This is a genomic window from Rhizobium sp. PP-CC-3G-465 (assembly GCF_004343445.1).
Lineage (GTDB): Bacteria > Pseudomonadota > Alphaproteobacteria > Rhizobiales > Rhizobiaceae > Ferranicluibacter > Ferranicluibacter rubi.
The window spans coordinates 1-15,532 of the sequence record NZ_SLYH01000022.1; the positions used below are offsets into that span (position 1 = coordinate 1).

Consider the following 15,532-nt stretch of genomic DNA (forward strand, 5'->3'; position numbering starts at 1 on the left):
AATCCCGTCGACGGCCAAGATCGTCCGCGGAAGAGACCTCAATAGGGGAAATGATTGTAGCGCATGACATAAGGCATGGACTTAAAGCCAATCACGAAATCAGGGCAGACGGCCTTCGGCGGAGGCATACGAAGCATGATGGCGATGGAGAACTTAAGTTGGCCCTTATGGGCCAACTTCGCGATTTGCCGGTTGATGAACTGGCGAAGGCGGCGGCCGGTTTTCTGGCAGAAGGTTACGAGCGTTTTCATAAGGTGATCCTCCTTGGTGGTTGTGCGTAATCGCGAAGCTCGAATACGGCTGGAACCGCCGAGTGCATCGCGCAGCGATCGCAACGCAGCGAAGTGGAGAGGAGAACCCCTTGGGGTTGCACGCAAAGGCGGGGCCTGCCATATCGTGCGCAGCATTAGATTACGTACAGCCACCAAGGAGAGACCGGTAAACGCGGCCTTCGTAGCCCCGGCCGTCGCCTTTGCCTTCAACCGGCAAATCGCGATCCGACCGCAAGGGCGGATCTCCATCGCCGTCATGCTGCAGCGGTGGTGGGCACACATCAGGACGTCTCCGGCCGGAAACGCCAACAAGCCTCAATGAGCCGACCCGCTTGCGGGGCGTCCATCGTGCGGGGGAAGGGGAGTTTGAGGGGAGGGGCCGAAGGGGGCTCCCCTCATTGCATCCGCTGGCCGCTCGATGCGGTCAGCGGATGCCCGCAGCGCAAAGGCGGCACTGATTAGCGCGATAGGAACCTGTTCAGGCTCAGGCCCGCCAGTAAAATGTAGGGCGGGATAGCGAGCGAATAATGCCCGCAGTTTAGTTCCAGGATGTGGGGCGAAGCGCCGACACTCTTGAGACTCTGCATAAATCGGGACGATAGATCCGGCAAAACGACCGTGTCTCGTTTCGCGAGGACAACGTGAAGCCTCAAGTCGGGTCGCGCCAAGTTTTGCGCGTAGTTCTCCAGATTGAGCGGTCCCCATGCCCTTCTGAGGTCGCTTAGCTCGATATGAGGCGCAAGGCTGTCGTGGATAGATCGTGTCGCACGCCCGGTCCAAACCATATCAGCGAGGCTACCTGCTGTCAGAAACAGCGAGGCTTTCGACACGGCCGGCTCGTGCGCCGCGATCAATCCCGCGGCCCAGGAGCCCAAGCTCATGCCGAGAACGGAAATCTCTCGATAGCCTTCGCTTTTCAGCCAGCCAATGACTTTCCGTCCGTCGAAAACGGCTTGCCTCATGGACTGGAGCGTTCGCCCGAGATTGGCGCTGAGGATGTAGTCGGCATACAGCGAGCCGGGACGGCTGCGCTCGAAATGATAGGGCATCGCGATCTCAATCACGGTGATGCCGCGCCTCGAAAACAATGTCGCGATCTGAGCATTGCGGGCTTCCGCATTCCAGTGGTGGAAGATCACCAATACCTTTTTGCTGGACGCGCTTTCCGTGATTTTCGCCCACACGGTGTTGTTCTCGTCAACGTCCGTCGCGATGTCGGACGGGAACTTGAGCCATCCGTCTTTTCGGTCAAAGCCGTCAGCGCTCCCGCTCGGTCGCTCGAAGAAACCCGGATCGGAAGCGGCCTTGTCGGCAAGCAGACAAAATTCTTCCAGAGACGCGGTACTCTGCGCGCCGGGAAAGGCGCGGTCGGCGTCGATCACGAAAGACGTTGTCTTCTTGGCCTCGTCACCGCGCTGCGCGCGCCGCTCGTCCCAACCATCCAGCCAGCTATGAAACACGTTGATCGCTTTCTGTCTCGTCTGCGCGCCACCGCCCGAACTCCGGATCGAAGAGGGCGTATGTCGCAAGCAGGGTTGCGATACCAAGGAGGATCGAGAAGCCGTCAAAGGCATCGATCAGCATGTAGGTAGCGAAGAGCAACGCGACGACCGCCGACATCCGCCATAGCGGCATGTGGAAGCGTCTTGCAAACCGAACGGACCCGAACAGGAAGCCTACACAGGACGAGATCGCCACCAACAGACTGCTGAAATGCGTTGGCATTCTGTAGTGAAAGCCATTGCGGCCATTTGCATATCCGTCGAAGACAACAGAGATATCGTTCACGATCCACGTCACGATATCCTTACCATTTGAGGCCAGGTAGGCGCTTTGCAGCTTCATGCAGATGGCGACCATAATACCAACCGTGGTGCACCGGAATATGCCCTCCATCACTCTCAGGGCGATTGCACCGGCTTCCCGCTGAAACTCATCCGGTCGCAGCTGCGTTGCGCGTTCGATCGTCCAGAGGTCATGGAGGATCGTATGAAGCAAGATCAGCCCTGCGAACAGCAGATAGAAGCACAGGCACATGTAGAGGTATGCAAGGCCTGAGAAGACGATCGACATTGGCACCGAGACCACCTCGGGCCTGATGATCGCCAATGTGCTCCAACTTATTGCGTAGTCGCCACCGCCCTTCAGCAGCGGTATCAGATCCACCGCGATCCACTGGAAGATACCGGCGAAGGGAATGCAGATGACGAAAACGGCCCAATAGGAATAGGAATAGGCTTTGAGGTGACGGTTCCAATCGAGGCTGCTTTGGATCTTGTCGCCATGGCCTGCCAACGTCATCCGGCCAGTGCTTTTCCAGTAAAACAGAAGCTCCGTGACCAGCACAAAAAACACGGGCAAGAGGACCATGAAGAGAAAGGTCCAGTTGGGTGACCAAAGGAACCCGACCTGCTTCACGACGCCATCGACCCGGGTATAGATCGCGCTGTGAATACCCAGGATATAGGCCAGGAACCCAAGAGCCGACGCCCCTGCGAAGACCGAAGCGGGCAGGTTCAGGGGCGACCCATGCGTGAAAACGGTTTCAGACAATCGCCCGAGACTGAAACCTTGCTTTTGCCCCGGCGCTTCACCCTGCGCCGTATAGACAATCGTGTTGGTATCGGCGTCGGCCAATGGAAGATCCGGAATTCGATTGCGAGGAGTTTCCGCTCTCCGCGAATCCCGCCTTTTGGCGGCCAATCGAGATCGAGCCGCGCTGAGCTCCATCTGCCATTCACTCGTCTCTACCGGATCATCGCAGCCAAAGATCCTCGCAAGCCAGCGAATGTTGGCAGCGCTCACACCCTTGTCGTTCTCCTGAAACCAGAGTTGGACCGATCGCAGATCGACGCCGACACGATTGGAATCTATCTGCGAAATGGCGTCTGACAGAAGCTCTGGCGTCCATGGACCCGACGGAAAGCCGTCGCTATCCAAGGGGCGACCAGCCCCTGCAGCGGCAAGGTGCTTGAACAGTTCCTTGAAATCCCGCCCATCCTTAGGGGGCGCGATGAAAAACTTTCCGTTCTTCTCCAAAGGCTTACCAGCGCTGGTTTCGTTTCGTTTCGTGGAACTTCGTAGTGTATCGTGCCTTCATCCGCAAGCAGTGGTCTACGCTAGGACGCTCATAGATCAGTGAGTTGTTCAGCCATGATAGATTTGTCGTCATCCGATCCACGCTCATCCCGTCATCGCACGCACAAAGTGCTCATGTGCAAGGAGACCCTTGAGACTCGCCTCGCGGAGTTGATTGATCAGCACATCGCCACGCTCCATGCGATGGCAGATGGCGCTCAGTTTGACGACGCCCTGATGAGAGAAGAAGCGGAAGCCCGACAGGCAATCCTCCAATACCGTCCGCAGGGTGAGAGCGAGGTGAATGACAAGCTGACCTATGTCGCAGCTTACATTCTCAAAACCGGCAATGTTCTGACGTCTCAGGAAATGGATTTGCTCCTCGGCGCTCCACGCCGGATGTAAGCGATCCCACGCGTCCTGGCTGACCTCATTCAATCACGTCCATCACTTCGTGGTCGATGACAGCAGCCTCAAAGCCGGAATTGAAAAGAAGCAGCAAATTTTCCCTGTTCATGGGGGCCATAACCAGCTTCTCGATCTGGACTGGGGTCCAGGGCGTCTCTCCCTGACGCAAAATGTCTTCTCGAAGCTTCAGCGCGTCCTCTTTCGCGGCTTCATATGTGTCGAAGATATCAAAGCCGGCGTCGTCATCTTTCCAGCGTCGTTCGCCTTCGGTCCATCGGCATGGAGAATATGTGTAGAAAATCTGTGATACATCTTCGGACATGAGTATCTCGCGCGTTGCTATTGACGGTCACCAGCCGAGATCGGTTTCGGCAAAGTCGTTGCCCTTGTAAGCGATCTTCGTGCGGTAAGCTCTGGCGCAGGCATAGGTGAAACAATCGCCCATATTCAGTTTTGCCGGGTGATTGACGATCTTCCCGAACTGCTGTGCAGCGTCCAGCGCCTTGGTCCCCACATCTCCCGAGATCATGGCCTCCTTGGCTTCAAGGTCGGCGAAGAACTGATCGACCATCCTTCGCGCCTTAGCGAGCATGTCAGGCGTAGCGGGACGGTCGCGGCCTGTCGCCTCGGCCATACGCCGCGTCAGCGAAAGCGAGGCTTCCATGCGAACCACCGCCGACACGTAAAAGGGGCCGTCATGCTGTTCAAGCCGCTGCATCAGCTCGCCGGCGTCGTCTTCGCCGGCAAGGATTGCGACGGCCACGGAAGCGTCCACGAATAGCATCAGTCTTCGCCCCACATTTCATCCGTTTCGCGCTTGTGATCCCCCGGCGCGAAGGGACCGGCGTCCCGCGCCATCGCAAGGGACTTTGCCAGGCGCTCGCGCATGGGCAAGCTGCCCTTGCGGCTGGCGATTTCGCGCCTGAGGGCTGTTTTCACCGCCTCAACCTTCGATGTCTTGGTCAAACGGATCAACTCTTCGGTGAGAGTGTCAACTTCCGGATCTTTGATATAGAGCGGCATGGAGCATATCCTTTTCAGGATATTATCATATCCTCTTTTGGATATGCTCACAAGGAGCGGCAACAGTTTTCTGGGAAGACTGACATATCGCCGGTTGCACGACCTTGCGCGATTTGACCCGACCAACTTCAAGAGTGCGCTGAGACACAAAGTAATTTAGCGCCGGAATTCGCGAAAACCAGCACAAATGGCGCGCATATTGAAGAAAGGTTCATCAAATGATGTCACTCACGGCCATTATCGGCATTTCGGCAGGCGCGGCAGGCGTGGTTGCATTCGGCCGTAAAAAACAGCCGCAAAGCCTACTTAAAAAGGCCGGTGTCTTTTTTCTGGCCTTCGTCGGCATGCTGATCGTAATGCTGGCGGTCAATTTTGCCATCTTCTACGCGGCCCAAACCTGAAACTACGGGGCCGGAGGGGAGGGCTAAGCTCCCCTCGATCGGACTTTTGCCGCTCGACGCTCCTCCGAAGTTGGCCCTGATCAGTTGCAGGGCCATTCATTCGGCAGGAGAGGCCTCTTTAGGCATGTATTGCTCCTCCTCACCTGCCAGAAGCCAAGCAGGATTGACTTGGTGCAGGTCGTACAACGTCCTCATAACGGTCATCGGAATTTGGACTTCGCCGGTCAAATAGGCACTGTAGACCTCTTCGCTGACCTTCAGGGTAGACGCGAACTCGGCGGTCGATGTGCCGCTATCGTTGCGGACCTTCTCAAGGCGCTTGGCGATTTCGACTTTGAACGGCTCAAACGTAGTCATCTGATTTCTCCTTTGGGTGGGAGGGGAGCCCGAGGGGAGGGGCCAGGGCTCCCCTCGTTCGGACATGGGCCGCTCGATGCGGCTCAAGTCCGACCCGCGAACACGAACAGGGGCCAGTCTGATAAAACCGGCCCCAAGATACAAGCTTCGATTGGTGGGTTAGCGAACGATCCCCAGTCGTTCGCCAACGCTCGGCTGCGTTGGCGTCCCTCCTTCCTTGGTCAAGGCCATGATGACATCGCGGGTCAGGCCGTGAACCTCATAACCATCTGCGCGAGCGGCATCGATGATCGATTCAAGGCTCGGATATTCTTCGAGAAAGCCTCCAAGCCATAGCGCGCAAGCGTCCGTTGCCTCGTCGGGGAACGCCTGCAGGAAGTAGGTGCGCAACGGCGGGTCAAAACCGATTACGGCGTTTTCATCGGTTTGAATGTCTGATTTGACGGTGATAGGATATCGGCTCAATGTTGGTCCTCCTGCTGAAAGGGCCGCGCGATCGGCACGGCCAAGGGGCTATTTGAACAGCGGCATTGTCCGCTTTTTTTTCAACTCGGCGCGGTCGGCGTCGAAACGGTAGCCGTCCCAATCCTTCCACGGTTCCCAGCCTGTCGCGGTTGCGCGACCGTACCAGACGCGCAACCGCACCATACCGCCTTGCAGTTCCCTGACAATTTCGACTGTATGGCTCCCGCCAAGGCCGGACGGGATATCGAACACCTCGACGCTGCGACGGGCCGCCCGCGTAGACGCGGGCTTTCCCTCGCATTCATCGCAGAGGTCTTCCTCTCTTGCGCCTTTCTCGCTTTCCCAAAAACCGGCACCACAGCGTTTGCAGACAGAGTGCGTCATGGTTGCCCCCTAGAACCGGAAGTGGGCATAAAGGCCCTGATTGGCTCGGTGACTGGCGAGCGCATAGGCGCAGGCCTGAGCCACGTAATCCGCGTACTGACCTAGCGGCCAGCCTTCCGAACGGGCGACGATATCGGCGTTCAGATCGTCGTCGCTTGTGCCAACGTGCATATTTCCGACGATCCACCGAAGCTGCGAAACGGGAATGCGGGGGTCAAGTGGCACCGGCAGCACAGAAACCAGACCGTTTCGGCGGTTGGCGGCTTCACCAGCTGCCTTCGCCTCCTTTTCGGTTGGCAAATAGGCTTTGACCAGATTGCCGCGCTGCGCGTCGGCGGCGCTGAAGAACTCGTGTCGCTTGTCCTCGGTCGTATAGAGGCACCAGTCGGCGGCATTGCCGCCGAACATCGGGTCGCCCGTGCCGCAAAACTCCATGACGGTAAAAATCTGCTCGGTCATGTCTCGAATCCTCGATGTGTTGGGGGAGGATCAAGCGGCGCTGGCGCCGCTGATCTTGCTCAAGACGGTTTTGACTGCATAGCGTCCCGCCTCGTTAAGGTGACGCTGCCACGCGCCTTGCGAGGGCGACCAACGAAAGCCATGGGATTTGAGGATGCGGCGGGCGTCCTCGTCGGGCTTGCCGGGAAAAATCATCTGGATGCGGGCTATTTCGGTGTTTTCCTTCACCTCCACGGCTCCTGCGTCTGTCTCGACTTCCTCCGACCTGTCGCCGCGCTTCTTCATCGCGGCAAGGCGCGCTAGCCGCTGCTGCATGCGGCGAAGCTCGGCGCGGGTGTTGGTGGTGCAAAAGCCTCGTCGGCTCTGCCACGGCGCTAGAGTGATCCCCCGCGCCGCCTGTTCCTCCTGCAATCCGGTTTCCGCCACCACGCGAGCCAATATCTCGGCTTCGCTGGCATGGTCCTTTTCCATGCGGCGAATAATGGCGTTGGCGCGTTTCATCCTGTCGATGGACAAGGCCAGGTCGTCGATGCGCGATGCGATCCGCTGCAACGCTTCGGGGTCGCCGGAGCGGATCGGCTCACCGTCCGCCCCGTGGGGGTATGCCTTGCGTCTGATCGCCTTGCGGGCGCTCTCGGAATGTGCGGCGATATCGGCGCGGCGGGCGTCGGAAACCCTCATGCGCTTTTCGTTGCGCGCTATCGGGAAACGGGCGGGGCCTGTTATCATCCAGTTGGCGCAACGGCTTTCCGCTGCCCAATATTTGCGGGTGACGTCTATGTGCCGTCGCGTGAACGCCTCGATTTCAGGACCGGGAATAGGGGTCGCGGCCTCCTTCCATAGGTCCATGGCATAGTTTGCGAAGTCATTCAGGCGCTCGGCCAGCGCTTCAAGTTCGCGGTCGGCGCGTCGTTCGGGCGAGTGGGTGAGCCAGCTAAAATTATGCTCGATGTCCTTCGCCGCGATAGTAGCGGCGAAGGTGTCTGCAACGATTTCTAGTACCCGGTCGGCGGCTTCCCGCTCGAAGAAAGCGATGGTGATTTTCATTTCTTCACTCCCGCCATGACGGTTGGCATGGTGCGGGTGATCCGCGTTTGAAAGCCAAGCAAGGCACCGGCCAGAATAACGCCCTTGGGGGTGTGCTCGTCATTCTCGGGAAAAAACCGGATCAAGAACCGGCTTGCAGATTTTGAAATGCTTCGCGGCGTCCTCAATGGTGATTTGAGGCGGCAACAGGTGCGAGCCGTCCAGACTGGCAAGAACGAGCTTCCCTGCTAGCGGCTGCGGGTAGCCGTCAAAGGCGGTGAAGGCGGCTAAGCCGTCGCGCAAACCTTCCTCATCTGTAATAAGAACGTGGTGGCTGTCGAACGGTACGACCTCGACAAGCTGGCATCCAATCAGCTTGTAGGTTTGCGAGAAAGCGCTTTGCGCCGCAATCTCGACGGTTTGAATGGTCCCGGCGTCCGGGTCCAGCAGGTAAACGGTTGCTGTTTTGGTCATGTCTAGCCCTTTCATTTCCGCAAAGCGGTCTTCTCATGCCCCTCGTGGGCAGGAGCCCCGCTCCTGCTCCCGAGTTCGCGCGGAGCAGCGGGAGAGAGGGTGGCAAGGGAATAAAACGGAGGGGGTTCGCCCGCCCGTAGGCGAAGACGAAGGGTCGGCGCGTGAGCGTCGATCCTGCAGGGAGCGCAAAGCGCGAAGGAAGGACGGGGATACCGTTTTTTCGCTTGCGAGGGAGAGAGGGCAGCGCTCCTCTTTCCCTCATCCAGCAAGCAGGACACCGGAGGTGTCACCGTTGATCTACCCACGCGGAAGGGTTCTTCAGGAGGACATCTCAGCGATCGACGCGATGATAGCGAAAATAGCGGCCAGCGGAATGACGCCGCCAGGCACGGCCGCGACGTTGATCCAGAACTGATTGCTGGCTTCGCGGCTCTCGAATTTGCGCAACTCTTCGTAGGTGTCGAATTGCAGAACGCCAGCGGCATTTGTGTGCTCGAACCGCTCCTTGCGAATGGCGTGGAAGGTTCGGTTCGCTCTCAACACGAGCCATACGTAACCGGCCAAAGCGATGACTGCTGGAATGAAAATATCCACGACGATGATACCCCAGAAATAAAAAGGGGCCGCCCTGTTTCGAGGCAGAGCGGCCCCCTGCCGGCATGGCAGAACGGGCTAGTGTCCTGTCACAACCTGACCTCGGTTTGATGCAATATGGTATCTTGCGATCAAACTGTAAATGCCAGTGAATAGCCCAATATGGCGCAAATCATCATTTGTTTCGCGGCGACCGCCGCGGTGCGCAAGCGATCGTTACCCGCAGGGCGGAGACGCTTTTCCAGCGGCTCTGTGCCGAAGGTATAGAGCGGGGTCGCGAAGCGATGCGCCAAATTTAGCCGAAAACCTATGTTTCAGGGTTCCTATCACGTAGCCAATTCGGTAACAAAGAATCAGGCTTAGAAATTACAGCGCGGTAAAACCATGGCAGGTCCAACGATAGAAAACTGGGTTGAACAACTCGGCCTACAACTGGTCGAGGATCCTGATCTTGAAAAGCCGGTCTATCGGAAACCCTATCACGGCAAAGTCCATCTGAACGCGGAACTGGACGACAAAATCAGCACAAGCATCCGGGAAGCCCGCGATAAACGGTCTTTGTCACGTTCGAAAATCGCTCCCCTGCTTGGCTTGAGTAACGCGGTCTATCATCGCTATGAAACGAGTGTTTCCCGACTGACCGTCTCCCGCCTAATTCATCTCTGCGAAGTTCTGGACGCCACGCCAGAGGAAATCCTAGCCCCTGCCGCTCCGCATCTATGAGGCGAAAATCAGGAACATTCCCGGCTCCTGCAAAATACGATCTCGGAAATCCGACAGCTCGACACGGAAGGTCTTGAACGGATCTTCAAGCTGGTTGTCTTGATGGAGAAAAAACCGACACCCACGGCGGGCCGCTGAGATAGGGGCGCGGCGAAAGCCGCGCCTCTATTTCGGTCTCATTGGGTTGGCGTTGGATGGGGGCCGCGACCGCAGCGGCGAAGGTTGAGCAACACTTGGCAATCATCGCACAGACCATAACAGGGAAAGCCGCCGCAGGCGTCCGTAGGGCAGGGCTGCATGCAGCCCTATGAGATGATGATCCTTGCGGCCGCGCTCGCGCTTGCGGCCGCTCTGCTGTTGCGACGGCTGCTCCGGCCGAAGGCCAAGGAGCGACGTCACCGCCGCAAGCAGGACCAGGCCCGTCGCGTTCTGGCAAAGATCAACACCATTCCACTGATGCCGCAGCGCCTGGCATACCTTCGCAAGATTGATCCCCTGACATTCGAGGAACTATTGCTCGAGGCTTTTGAGCGGCGCGGCCATGTCGTTCGGCGCAACGCGTCCTATAGCGGTGATGGCGGGCTGGATGGTTCGGTGGTAATCGAGGGAGAAACGTACCTTTTACAGGCAAAGCGATACGGAAAACACATCAACCGCGCCCACGTGGCGGCCTTTGGCGCTGTCCTGGCTGCAAGGAACTGCAGCGGGATCTTTATTCATACCGGGCGCACTGGCGCCGGCGCGAAGGATGTTGCGGCCGCGGACCCGAACCTGACGATCGTCAGTGGTCAGCGGTTGCTCGACTTTCTCAACACGGGCGACATCGGTTGAACTGCGCGTTCGGTCGGATGCGTGATCCGGCCAAACGGACGACGGGCGCTGCTTTTGTCGCGGCCGTCGCAGAATAGTCGATCCTGCGTGCCATTGCCTGAAAGACGCTGTGTATATAAGGCGACGATATGAACATGCTTGGGGCCTATATCCCTGAAAACATTCCTTCACTGCTGACGAGTGGCGTTGGCGCGCTCATCGCTATTTTTATCGTGATGTTTGTCGTCAGAAAGATCGTCGGAATGGTTGCGATAACAGCGCTGATCATCGGCGGCTGGATGGTCTGGAATGACCCGACCCTGCTGCAGTCCGGCCGGGATACAGCCAATAGCTACCTTGATGAATGGCGGCATGGGCCAACCGAAGAGGATCGGCCTCGTTGGTGATTATTCGTGCCATCCGGTACAATGCGCATCAGATTCTCTCTCATTAGGCGAACTTAAAATAATCATCGCGCAATCCTCTATATTGCCTTTTGCTGTCGCTTGTGTTCCCTATTTGTTCCTTTCGCTCGTGTCTCGTGAAGGGTACTTTAGAATGCTTGCCGGCCTTAAAATCCAAGCGGAGGTTTACGTTCCGCTGATGCTGCACGGGCTTTGTGCCGGCTTCCCGTCTCCCGCAGATGACTACATTGACGAATCCATTGACCTGACGCGGCTCCTGATCCGCAACCCGCCGGCGACCTTCCTCTGGAAGGTTGATGGCAATTCCATGCGGGATGCAGGCATTTTCCACGGCGACCTGATCGTGGTGGACCGGAGCGTGACCGCCATCGATGGCGACATTGTCGTAGCGACGATCCACGGCGAACGGTCATTGAAGCGTCTGCGCATGAACGGCAATCGACCACGGCTACTATTTGAGAATAGCGATATGCCGCTATTCGACCTGCCGGAGATTGCGGAAGTCGAGATCTGGGGCGTCGCCATGTGTAACATCCACTGGCTCAGACCAAGGAAGCGGACATGACTTCCTTTGCGCTGATCGATGGAAATTCGTTCTACTGTTCCTGCGAGCGGGTTTTTGACCCATCCATTGAAAAGCGGCCGGTCATTGTGCTGTCAAACAATGACGGCTGCGCCGTTGCCAGAACAGCGGAAGCCAAGGCGCTTGGCATCGGGATGGGCGAGCCCTTCTTCAAGATCCGGGACCTCTGTCGTAGCAACGATGTCGCCGTGTATTCCAGCAATTACACGCTATACGGCGACATGAGCGCACGCCTCAACGCAATCTACCGGCAATGGTCTCCGGATGTGGAAGTCTATTCGATCGATGAGAGCTTTCTCGATATGACCGACATCAGACCGGCCGACCGGCAAGCATTCGGACGCGATCTGCGATCGACCGTCCAGCGCTGGACCGGGATTCCGACATGCGTTGGCATCGGCCCCACAAAGACACTCGCCAAATTCGCCAATCACGTTGCGAAAAAGAACCCTGAGCTTGGTGGAGTCTGCGACCTGACAGACACGGCCTTGCGGCAAGGCTGGCTCGATCGGATCGAGGTTGGCGAGGTGTGGGGCGTGGGTGCCGCCTCGGAACGCAAGCTGTTTGGCCTCGGTGTGGAAACGGCCGGCGACCTGGCGCGCATGGATGCGCGGCTGGCCCGCAAGCTTTTGAGCGTCGTCGGTGAACGGACAGTGCTGGAATTGCAGGGCCTATCGTGCCTGCCGCTCGAAGATGTGCCCCCGCAACGCAAGGGCTGCGCGGTGACGCGTTCTTTCGGAACGCCGGTCACGGATCTTGCAGGCATGCTGGAAGCGGTTGCGGCCTACGCGAGCAGGGCAGGCGAGAAGCTGCGCCGCTACGGCCTTGAGGCCACCCATATGGCAGTCTTCATGCATACGTCGCGCTTCAACGAGAAGGATCAACCCTACTCTGCGCAAACGACCGTGCATTTGCCTGAAGCGTCAAACGACACGTTCGACCTGATCCGCATGGCTCAGAGCGGGGCGCGCAAGATTTTCAGGGACGGCCATCGCTATGCGAAAGCCGGCATCATTATGAATGATCTTGTGCCGGCGCGGTCGCAACAGCGCCCGCTCTTTGACGCCCGCGATCGCGACCAGTCCGAACGGCTGATGACCGCCCTCGATGCGGTGAACACAAAGTTTGGCCGTGGCGCTCTCATTCCCGCCTCGGCCGGAATCAAGCGCAAGTGGCAAACGAAGTTCGACCGTCGGTCTCCCCGCTACACGACCAACATCAAGGAGCTGCCAATCGCCACGGCAAGATAGATCATGACCAGGAACGTTAGCCCCGAAATTCTTGCTGAGCTTCAGGAGCGGATAGATCGAATTGCAGGCGGTTCAGCAAAACAGCGTCCCCGTCTGCCATTTGGCGTCGAAGACATCGATAGCCGTATTCCGGGTGGGGGCCTTGCCTACGGCTGCACCCATGAAATTGCAGGGGGTGGAAGTGACGCGGTCGCTGGAGCCGTGTCGTCGCTGTTTGCGGCCGGTATCGCCGCACGCACGAAAGGCCATGTCATCTGGTGCCTGTCCCGAACCGACTTGTTCGCGCCGGGCCTTCAGCAGGCTGGCCTTGACCTTAATCGTGTCATCTTCGTCGAGTGCGCGACCGAAGAGGGGATCTTGGAGTGCGCGGAGGAAGCCTTACGCTTTGGGGGCCTTGGGGCGGTGATAGCCGAGACGGTGCGCTTGCCGATGGTTGCTTCCCGCCGCCTTCAGCTGGCGGCTGAACAGTCAGGCACCATGGGCCTGATCGTTCGGCGCTGACGCCGGCAATCTGAGGCGACCGATTATGGGCAGCCAACAGCATCGGTCACGCGCTGGCGCGTGTCCTCGATGCCATCCGAACCGCTTCCGGTTCCAGGCGTCGGGAGACCGCGTTGGATGATCGAGCTTATGCGTTCGCGGGCAGGCGAGGCCTTTGATGTCGAGGTAGCGGCAGGCGACGCTCAAGGGCGTCTGGCAAGCATCCGCGAGGAGCGTCAGCAATGGAGGCTGGCACAATGACGTTGCCACGGCTGAAGGATTCAAGGGCGAGAACGCTTCGGCTGCTGCAAGCTAGCTGAGTACATGGTCATGCGCGGATGGCACGCGCCACCATGTCAGGTGCTTGTTCAATCACTTTCAGTAGAAGCATTGCGGCTCGATCCGGTTGACGGCGGTTCTGCTCCCAATCCTTGATCGTGCCTGTAGGCAATCCATACCGCTTTGCAAAAGCGACCTGCGAAAGTTTCTGTCGCTTACGGATGGCTGCAACATCGATAGTCTCAGGGACGAAAACCGCGGCGGGCTCCGCCCGCCCCTCTGCAATTGCAAGTGCTTCCTCCGCACTTTGGATAAGCTCTTTTCCAAAGGTCACGTCTTTTCCTTTCTTTGTCTGTAGGCATCGGCCAGCTTGGGCAGGATGCGGGCCAGCTCGTTCCGCTCGGCTTTCGAGAGGTTGCCCTTTTCACTCTTTCCGTAGATTGCGAGTGCGAACACAGGGATATCTCCGCCCCCGAAGTAGTGAATGGTGCGGAATCCTCCGCTTTTTCCTTGACCTTCTCGGGCATGACGCAGCTTGCGTGCTCCGCCGGTTCCGGCCATCAGCGCCCCGCCTTCAGGGTCAGCGGCGATAACAGCGACGATCTCTTGGACCTCGTCATCGGAGAGGCCGCACCGCTTGGATTGCGCCAGAAAAACAGAGGTCTGGATTACGCTTTGCATAAAGCATCTGTACGGCAATGCCGTCTACTAAGCAACATCAAAGATACGGCAATGCCGTCCTGTGCTGCTGGAATTGCACTTCCGCGAAGTCCGCCCTATTCGGGCGGCTCGTCCTTCAACTGCGCGTCAAATGCAGCCTCTTCCGCTGCGAGTTGCGCTTCAGCAGCTGCAAGCTCGTTGAGGATCCACTGGCGCTCGTCCTGGTACACAGCGTTACGCAACTCGGCGCGCAGTTCTTGGATGTGGTCATAAGTGGTCATCGTCGGCTCCTTTGAATGAAAACAAAGGTGCGAGACCGATAAGGGAGGGCTTGGGTCAATGACCGCCGAAGGCGGCCTACGGGGCGTGGGGGAGCCGATTTCGTTGCGTAGCGGCGAAATTGGGGGAACCGCATCATTGACGCAAGCTCTCCCGTTCGGTTCAATTGGCCTATGTTGAGAGAGAAAAAACCTCTCCGTATTCCACCCTCTTTTTTCTTACGATCCTAGACCGGCGACCGGCGCTCTGGCCGCGCAAAAGCAGTGGTGCAGTTCCGAATAGAATGGTTGCCTGATCCGTCAGCACGATTGGTAGATCCCCTGCGGTCACGGTTGCATGACAAATAACCATGCAAAACAAGTCTCAGTTTGAGACTGAACGTAGAGGAACGACGACGAGCGCAAGCAAAGGAAACGACATGAAATCAAGGGTTCTTATCATCGGGGTCGCGCTCTTGGGCATAGTCTTGATCGCAACTTACGAAATACAAAAGCCGGTCAAAGACAGCTCGACGCTGAGAACGAGTGAGCCGCCTTCGCCCTCAAGCCCTCCGGCTCCTCGATCTCCAAATTGCTAGGAGCAAAGCTATCGGTTCTGACAACTGAAACCGTTTTTGGTTTGCAATTCAGATGGCCACCGACCATATGTCCCGTAGCTGATGCGCGGGTATCCTCCCAGGACCGACTTCAGCTGTTCCCCTCTGGAGGTTTATAACCTTCATACCTTAAGGGCCGCGGTTCTCCGTTGGCCCTTTTTTTCTGCGTTTCGGGCGTTATCCGCACTTGGCTGAAACAACTCGTCCGGTTTGCGGATCGCTTTCGATGGTGACGCGATCGTCCCTGAAATCATGCGTTACCATCATTCCCGGCTCGATCCGGCGAAGGCTCTTGGCCTTCGTCAGGAGTAGAACCTCTTCATCGGTGGGTTTTCGCCCGACAAGCTTCTGTGCAGCGTCCGTATTGCAAACGACTTGCGGTGAGGGCGACGTCGCCGTCTCGCCGCTGCAAGCCGCCAAGGTCGGCAGCAATCCGATAATCAGAAGGGGTCCGTATAATTTCGGCATTCGACTTTTCTCCGCTATTGCAGCGTTCGACAGATGGCT

24 protein-coding genes and 1 pseudogene are annotated in these 15,532 nt (G+C 57.9%); 7 read left to right on the plus strand and 18 right to left on the minus strand.

All coding sequences use genetic code 11. The features are described from left to right. Positions 1-38: 38 nt before the first annotated feature. The 7 genes from C8J33_RS27400 to C8J33_RS25285 form a co-directional block, all read right to left on the minus strand. A complete protein-coding gene (locus C8J33_RS27400; protein ID WP_207904064.1) occupies positions 39-251 on the minus strand; it encodes a hypothetical protein in 213 nt (70 codons plus the stop codon). 479 nt (positions 252-730) lie between these two features. Further along, positions 731-1,732 carry an alpha/beta fold hydrolase gene (locus tag C8J33_RS25260; protein ID WP_132665777.1) on the minus strand — a complete coding sequence of 334 codons (1,002 nt, stop codon included), beginning with the start codon at positions 1,730-1,732 and terminating at the stop codon, positions 731-733. Next, on the minus strand, positions 1,722-3,311 hold the full coding sequence (locus tag C8J33_RS25265; protein ID WP_132665778.1) for an RcgA family putative transporter: 1,590 nt from the start codon (positions 3,309-3,311) through the stop codon (positions 1,722-1,724). The genes C8J33_RS25260 and C8J33_RS25265 overlap by 11 nt, the downstream gene beginning before the upstream one ends. 144 nt (positions 3,312-3,455) lie before the next feature. Then, positions 3,456-3,788 (minus strand): hypothetical protein, encoded by a 333-nt coding sequence (locus C8J33_RS27405; RefSeq protein ID WP_207904065.1) that lies wholly within the window; start codon positions 3,786-3,788, stop codon positions 3,456-3,458. Beyond that, entirely contained in the window at positions 3,781-4,080 is a 300-nt protein-coding gene (locus tag C8J33_RS25275; protein ID WP_132665780.1) for a hypothetical protein, read from the minus strand. Before C8J33_RS25275 ends, C8J33_RS27405 begins: the two co-directional genes overlap by 8 nt. A gap of 27 nt (positions 4,081-4,107) precedes the next feature. Next, a complete protein-coding gene (locus C8J33_RS25280; RefSeq protein WP_132665781.1) occupies positions 4,108-4,542 on the minus strand; it encodes a type II toxin-antitoxin system VapC family toxin in 435 nt (144 codons plus the stop codon). Further along, positions 4,542-4,781, minus strand: coding sequence for a type II toxin-antitoxin system VapB family antitoxin (locus C8J33_RS25285; RefSeq protein ID WP_132665782.1), 240 nt, complete (start codon positions 4,779-4,781; stop codon positions 4,542-4,544). Before C8J33_RS25285 ends, C8J33_RS25280 begins: the two co-directional genes overlap by 1 nt. Before the next feature lie 218 nt (positions 4,782-4,999). Between C8J33_RS25285 and C8J33_RS25290 the strand changes: the two genes are divergently transcribed. After that, positions 5,000-5,182, plus strand: coding sequence for a hypothetical protein (locus tag C8J33_RS25290; RefSeq protein ID WP_132665783.1), 183 nt, complete (start codon positions 5,000-5,002; stop codon positions 5,180-5,182). Positions 5,183-5,278: 96 nt separating this feature from the next. Here C8J33_RS25290 and C8J33_RS25295 read toward each other — a convergent pair whose 3' ends face one another. From C8J33_RS25295 to C8J33_RS27220, 7 genes are all read right to left on the minus strand, one after another. Further along, positions 5,279-5,539 (minus strand): helix-turn-helix domain-containing protein, encoded by a 261-nt coding sequence (locus tag C8J33_RS25295; protein ID WP_132665784.1) that lies wholly within the window; start codon positions 5,537-5,539, stop codon positions 5,279-5,281. 159 nt (positions 5,540-5,698) lie between these two features. Next, the gene (locus C8J33_RS25300) at positions 5,699-6,004 is read right to left on the minus strand and encodes a hypothetical protein (RefSeq protein ID WP_132665785.1); all 306 of its coding nucleotides are present in this window, start codon (positions 6,002-6,004) and stop codon (positions 5,699-5,701) included. Between the two features lie 48 nt (positions 6,005-6,052). After that, the gene (locus tag C8J33_RS27215) at positions 6,053-6,388 is read right to left on the minus strand and encodes a hypothetical protein (protein WP_165929890.1); all 336 of its coding nucleotides are present in this window, start codon (positions 6,386-6,388) and stop codon (positions 6,053-6,055) included. Between the two features lie 9 nt (positions 6,389-6,397). Continuing rightward, positions 6,398-6,847, minus strand: coding sequence for a hypothetical protein (locus C8J33_RS25310; protein ID WP_132665786.1), 450 nt, complete (start codon positions 6,845-6,847; stop codon positions 6,398-6,400). Positions 6,848-6,877: 30 nt separating this feature from the next. Further along, a complete protein-coding gene (locus tag C8J33_RS25315; protein ID WP_245507285.1) occupies positions 6,878-7,894 on the minus strand; it encodes a hypothetical protein in 1,017 nt (338 codons plus the stop codon). 99 nt (positions 7,895-7,993) lie between these two features. Beyond that, complete coding sequence (locus tag C8J33_RS25320; protein ID WP_245507286.1) at positions 7,994-8,347, minus strand: DUF3846 domain-containing protein; 354 nt, start codon at positions 8,345-8,347, stop codon at positions 7,994-7,996. A 318-nt stretch (positions 8,348-8,665) separates the two neighbouring features. Then, positions 8,666-8,941, minus strand: a complete 276-nt coding sequence (locus C8J33_RS27220) for a hypothetical protein (protein ID WP_165929891.1) — start codon at positions 8,939-8,941, stop codon at positions 8,666-8,668. 384 nt (positions 8,942-9,325) lie between these two features. On the opposite strand from C8J33_RS27220, the gene C8J33_RS25330 reads away from it, so the two are divergent. The 6 genes and pseudogenes from C8J33_RS25330 to C8J33_RS25355 all read left to right on the plus strand — a co-directional run bounded on the left by C8J33_RS25330 (position 9,326) and on the right by C8J33_RS25355 (position 13,473). Further along, a complete protein-coding gene (locus C8J33_RS25330) occupies positions 9,326-9,664 on the plus strand; it encodes a helix-turn-helix domain-containing protein (protein WP_245507287.1) in 339 nt (112 codons plus the stop codon). Between the two features lie 297 nt (positions 9,665-9,961). Continuing rightward, the gene (locus C8J33_RS25335; RefSeq protein ID WP_132665787.1) at positions 9,962-10,495 is read left to right on the plus strand and encodes a restriction endonuclease; all 534 of its coding nucleotides are present in this window, start codon (positions 9,962-9,964) and stop codon (positions 10,493-10,495) included. Between the two features lie 134 nt (positions 10,496-10,629). Then, positions 10,630-10,881 (plus strand): hypothetical protein, encoded by a 252-nt coding sequence (locus C8J33_RS25340; protein WP_165929892.1) that lies wholly within the window; start codon positions 10,630-10,632, stop codon positions 10,879-10,881. Between the two features lie 151 nt (positions 10,882-11,032). Next, positions 11,033-11,464, plus strand: a complete 432-nt coding sequence (locus C8J33_RS25345) for a LexA family protein (protein ID WP_245507288.1) — start codon at positions 11,033-11,035, stop codon at positions 11,462-11,464. After that, on the plus strand, positions 11,461-12,732 hold the full coding sequence (locus C8J33_RS25350) for a Y-family DNA polymerase (RefSeq protein ID WP_132665789.1): 1,272 nt from the start codon (positions 11,461-11,463) through the stop codon (positions 12,730-12,732). The genes C8J33_RS25345 and C8J33_RS25350 overlap by 4 nt, the downstream gene beginning before the upstream one ends. A gap of 3 nt (positions 12,733-12,735) precedes the next feature. After that, positions 12,736-13,473, plus strand: a pseudogene (locus tag C8J33_RS25355) (ImuA family protein). A gap of 67 nt (positions 13,474-13,540) precedes the next feature. Here the strand turns inward: C8J33_RS25355 and nadS are convergent. The 4 genes from nadS to C8J33_RS27995 form a co-directional block, all read right to left on the minus strand. Further along, positions 13,541-13,825, minus strand: coding sequence for a NadS family protein (gene nadS, locus C8J33_RS25360; protein ID WP_132665790.1), 285 nt, complete (start codon positions 13,823-13,825; stop codon positions 13,541-13,543). Further along, a complete protein-coding gene (locus C8J33_RS25365; RefSeq protein WP_132665791.1) occupies positions 13,822-14,172 on the minus strand; it encodes a type II toxin-antitoxin system RelE/ParE family toxin in 351 nt (116 codons plus the stop codon). Before C8J33_RS25365 ends, nadS begins: the two co-directional genes overlap by 4 nt. 95 nt (positions 14,173-14,267) lie before the next feature. Then, on the minus strand, positions 14,268-14,432 hold the full coding sequence (locus tag C8J33_RS27225; protein WP_165929893.1) for a hypothetical protein: 165 nt from the start codon (positions 14,430-14,432) through the stop codon (positions 14,268-14,270). Positions 14,433-15,202: 770 nt separating this feature from the next. After that, positions 15,203-15,493 carry an I78 family peptidase inhibitor gene (locus tag C8J33_RS27995; protein WP_132665792.1) on the minus strand — a complete coding sequence of 97 codons (291 nt, stop codon included), beginning with the start codon at positions 15,491-15,493 and terminating at the stop codon, positions 15,203-15,205. Positions 15,494-15,532 lie beyond the last annotated feature (39 nt).

What these genes read in the sequence shown, in the direction of transcription:
- C8J33_RS27400 (WP_207904064.1), bottom strand. Translation starts at nt 251, where the DNA reads ATGAAAACGCTCGTAACCTTCTGCCAGAAAACCGGCCGCCGCCTTCGC.
- C8J33_RS25275 (WP_132665780.1), bottom strand. Translation starts at nt 4,080, where the DNA reads ATGTCCGAAGATGTATCACAGATTTTCTACACATATTCTCCATGCCGA.
- C8J33_RS25280 (WP_132665781.1), bottom strand. Translation starts at nt 4,542, where the DNA reads ATGCTATTCGTGGACGCTTCCGTGGCCGTCGCAATCCTTGCCGGCGAA.
- C8J33_RS25285 (WP_132665782.1), bottom strand. Translation starts at nt 4,781, where the DNA reads ATGCCGCTCTATATCAAAGATCCGGAAGTTGACACTCTCACCGAAGAG.
- C8J33_RS25290 (WP_132665783.1), top strand. Translation starts at nt 5,000, where the DNA reads ATGATGTCACTCACGGCCATTATCGGCATTTCGGCAGGCGCGGCAGGC.
- C8J33_RS25295 (WP_132665784.1), bottom strand. Translation starts at nt 5,539, where the DNA reads ATGACTACGTTTGAGCCGTTCAAAGTCGAAATCGCCAAGCGCCTTGAG.
- C8J33_RS27215 (WP_165929890.1), bottom strand. Translation starts at nt 6,388, where the DNA reads ATGACGCACTCTGTCTGCAAACGCTGTGGTGCCGGTTTTTGGGAAAGC.
- C8J33_RS25310 (WP_132665786.1), bottom strand. Translation starts at nt 6,847, where the DNA reads ATGACCGAGCAGATTTTTACCGTCATGGAGTTTTGCGGCACGGGCGAC.
- C8J33_RS25315 (WP_245507285.1), bottom strand. Translation starts at nt 7,894, where the DNA reads ATGAAAATCACCATCGCTTTCTTCGAGCGGGAAGCCGCCGACCGGGTA.
- C8J33_RS25320 (WP_245507286.1), bottom strand. Translation starts at nt 8,347, where the DNA reads ATGACCAAAACAGCAACCGTTTACCTGCTGGACCCGGACGCCGGGACC.
- C8J33_RS25330 (WP_245507287.1), top strand. Translation starts at nt 9,326, where the DNA reads ATGGCAGGTCCAACGATAGAAAACTGGGTTGAACAACTCGGCCTACAA.
- C8J33_RS25335 (WP_132665787.1), top strand. Translation starts at nt 9,962, where the DNA reads ATGCAGCCCTATGAGATGATGATCCTTGCGGCCGCGCTCGCGCTTGCG.
- C8J33_RS25340 (WP_165929892.1), top strand. Translation starts at nt 10,630, where the DNA reads ATGCTTGGGGCCTATATCCCTGAAAACATTCCTTCACTGCTGACGAGT.
- C8J33_RS25345 (WP_245507288.1), top strand. Translation starts at nt 11,033, where the DNA reads ATGCTTGCCGGCCTTAAAATCCAAGCGGAGGTTTACGTTCCGCTGATG.
- C8J33_RS25350 (WP_132665789.1), top strand. Translation starts at nt 11,461, where the DNA reads ATGACTTCCTTTGCGCTGATCGATGGAAATTCGTTCTACTGTTCCTGC.
- C8J33_RS25365 (WP_132665791.1), bottom strand. Translation starts at nt 14,172, where the DNA reads ATGCAAAGCGTAATCCAGACCTCTGTTTTTCTGGCGCAATCCAAGCGG.
- C8J33_RS27225 (WP_165929893.1), bottom strand. Translation starts at nt 14,432, where the DNA reads ATGACCACTTATGACCACATCCAAGAACTGCGCGCCGAGTTGCGTAAC.
- C8J33_RS27995 (WP_132665792.1), bottom strand. Translation starts at nt 15,493, where the DNA reads ATGCCGAAATTATACGGACCCCTTCTGATTATCGGATTGCTGCCGACC.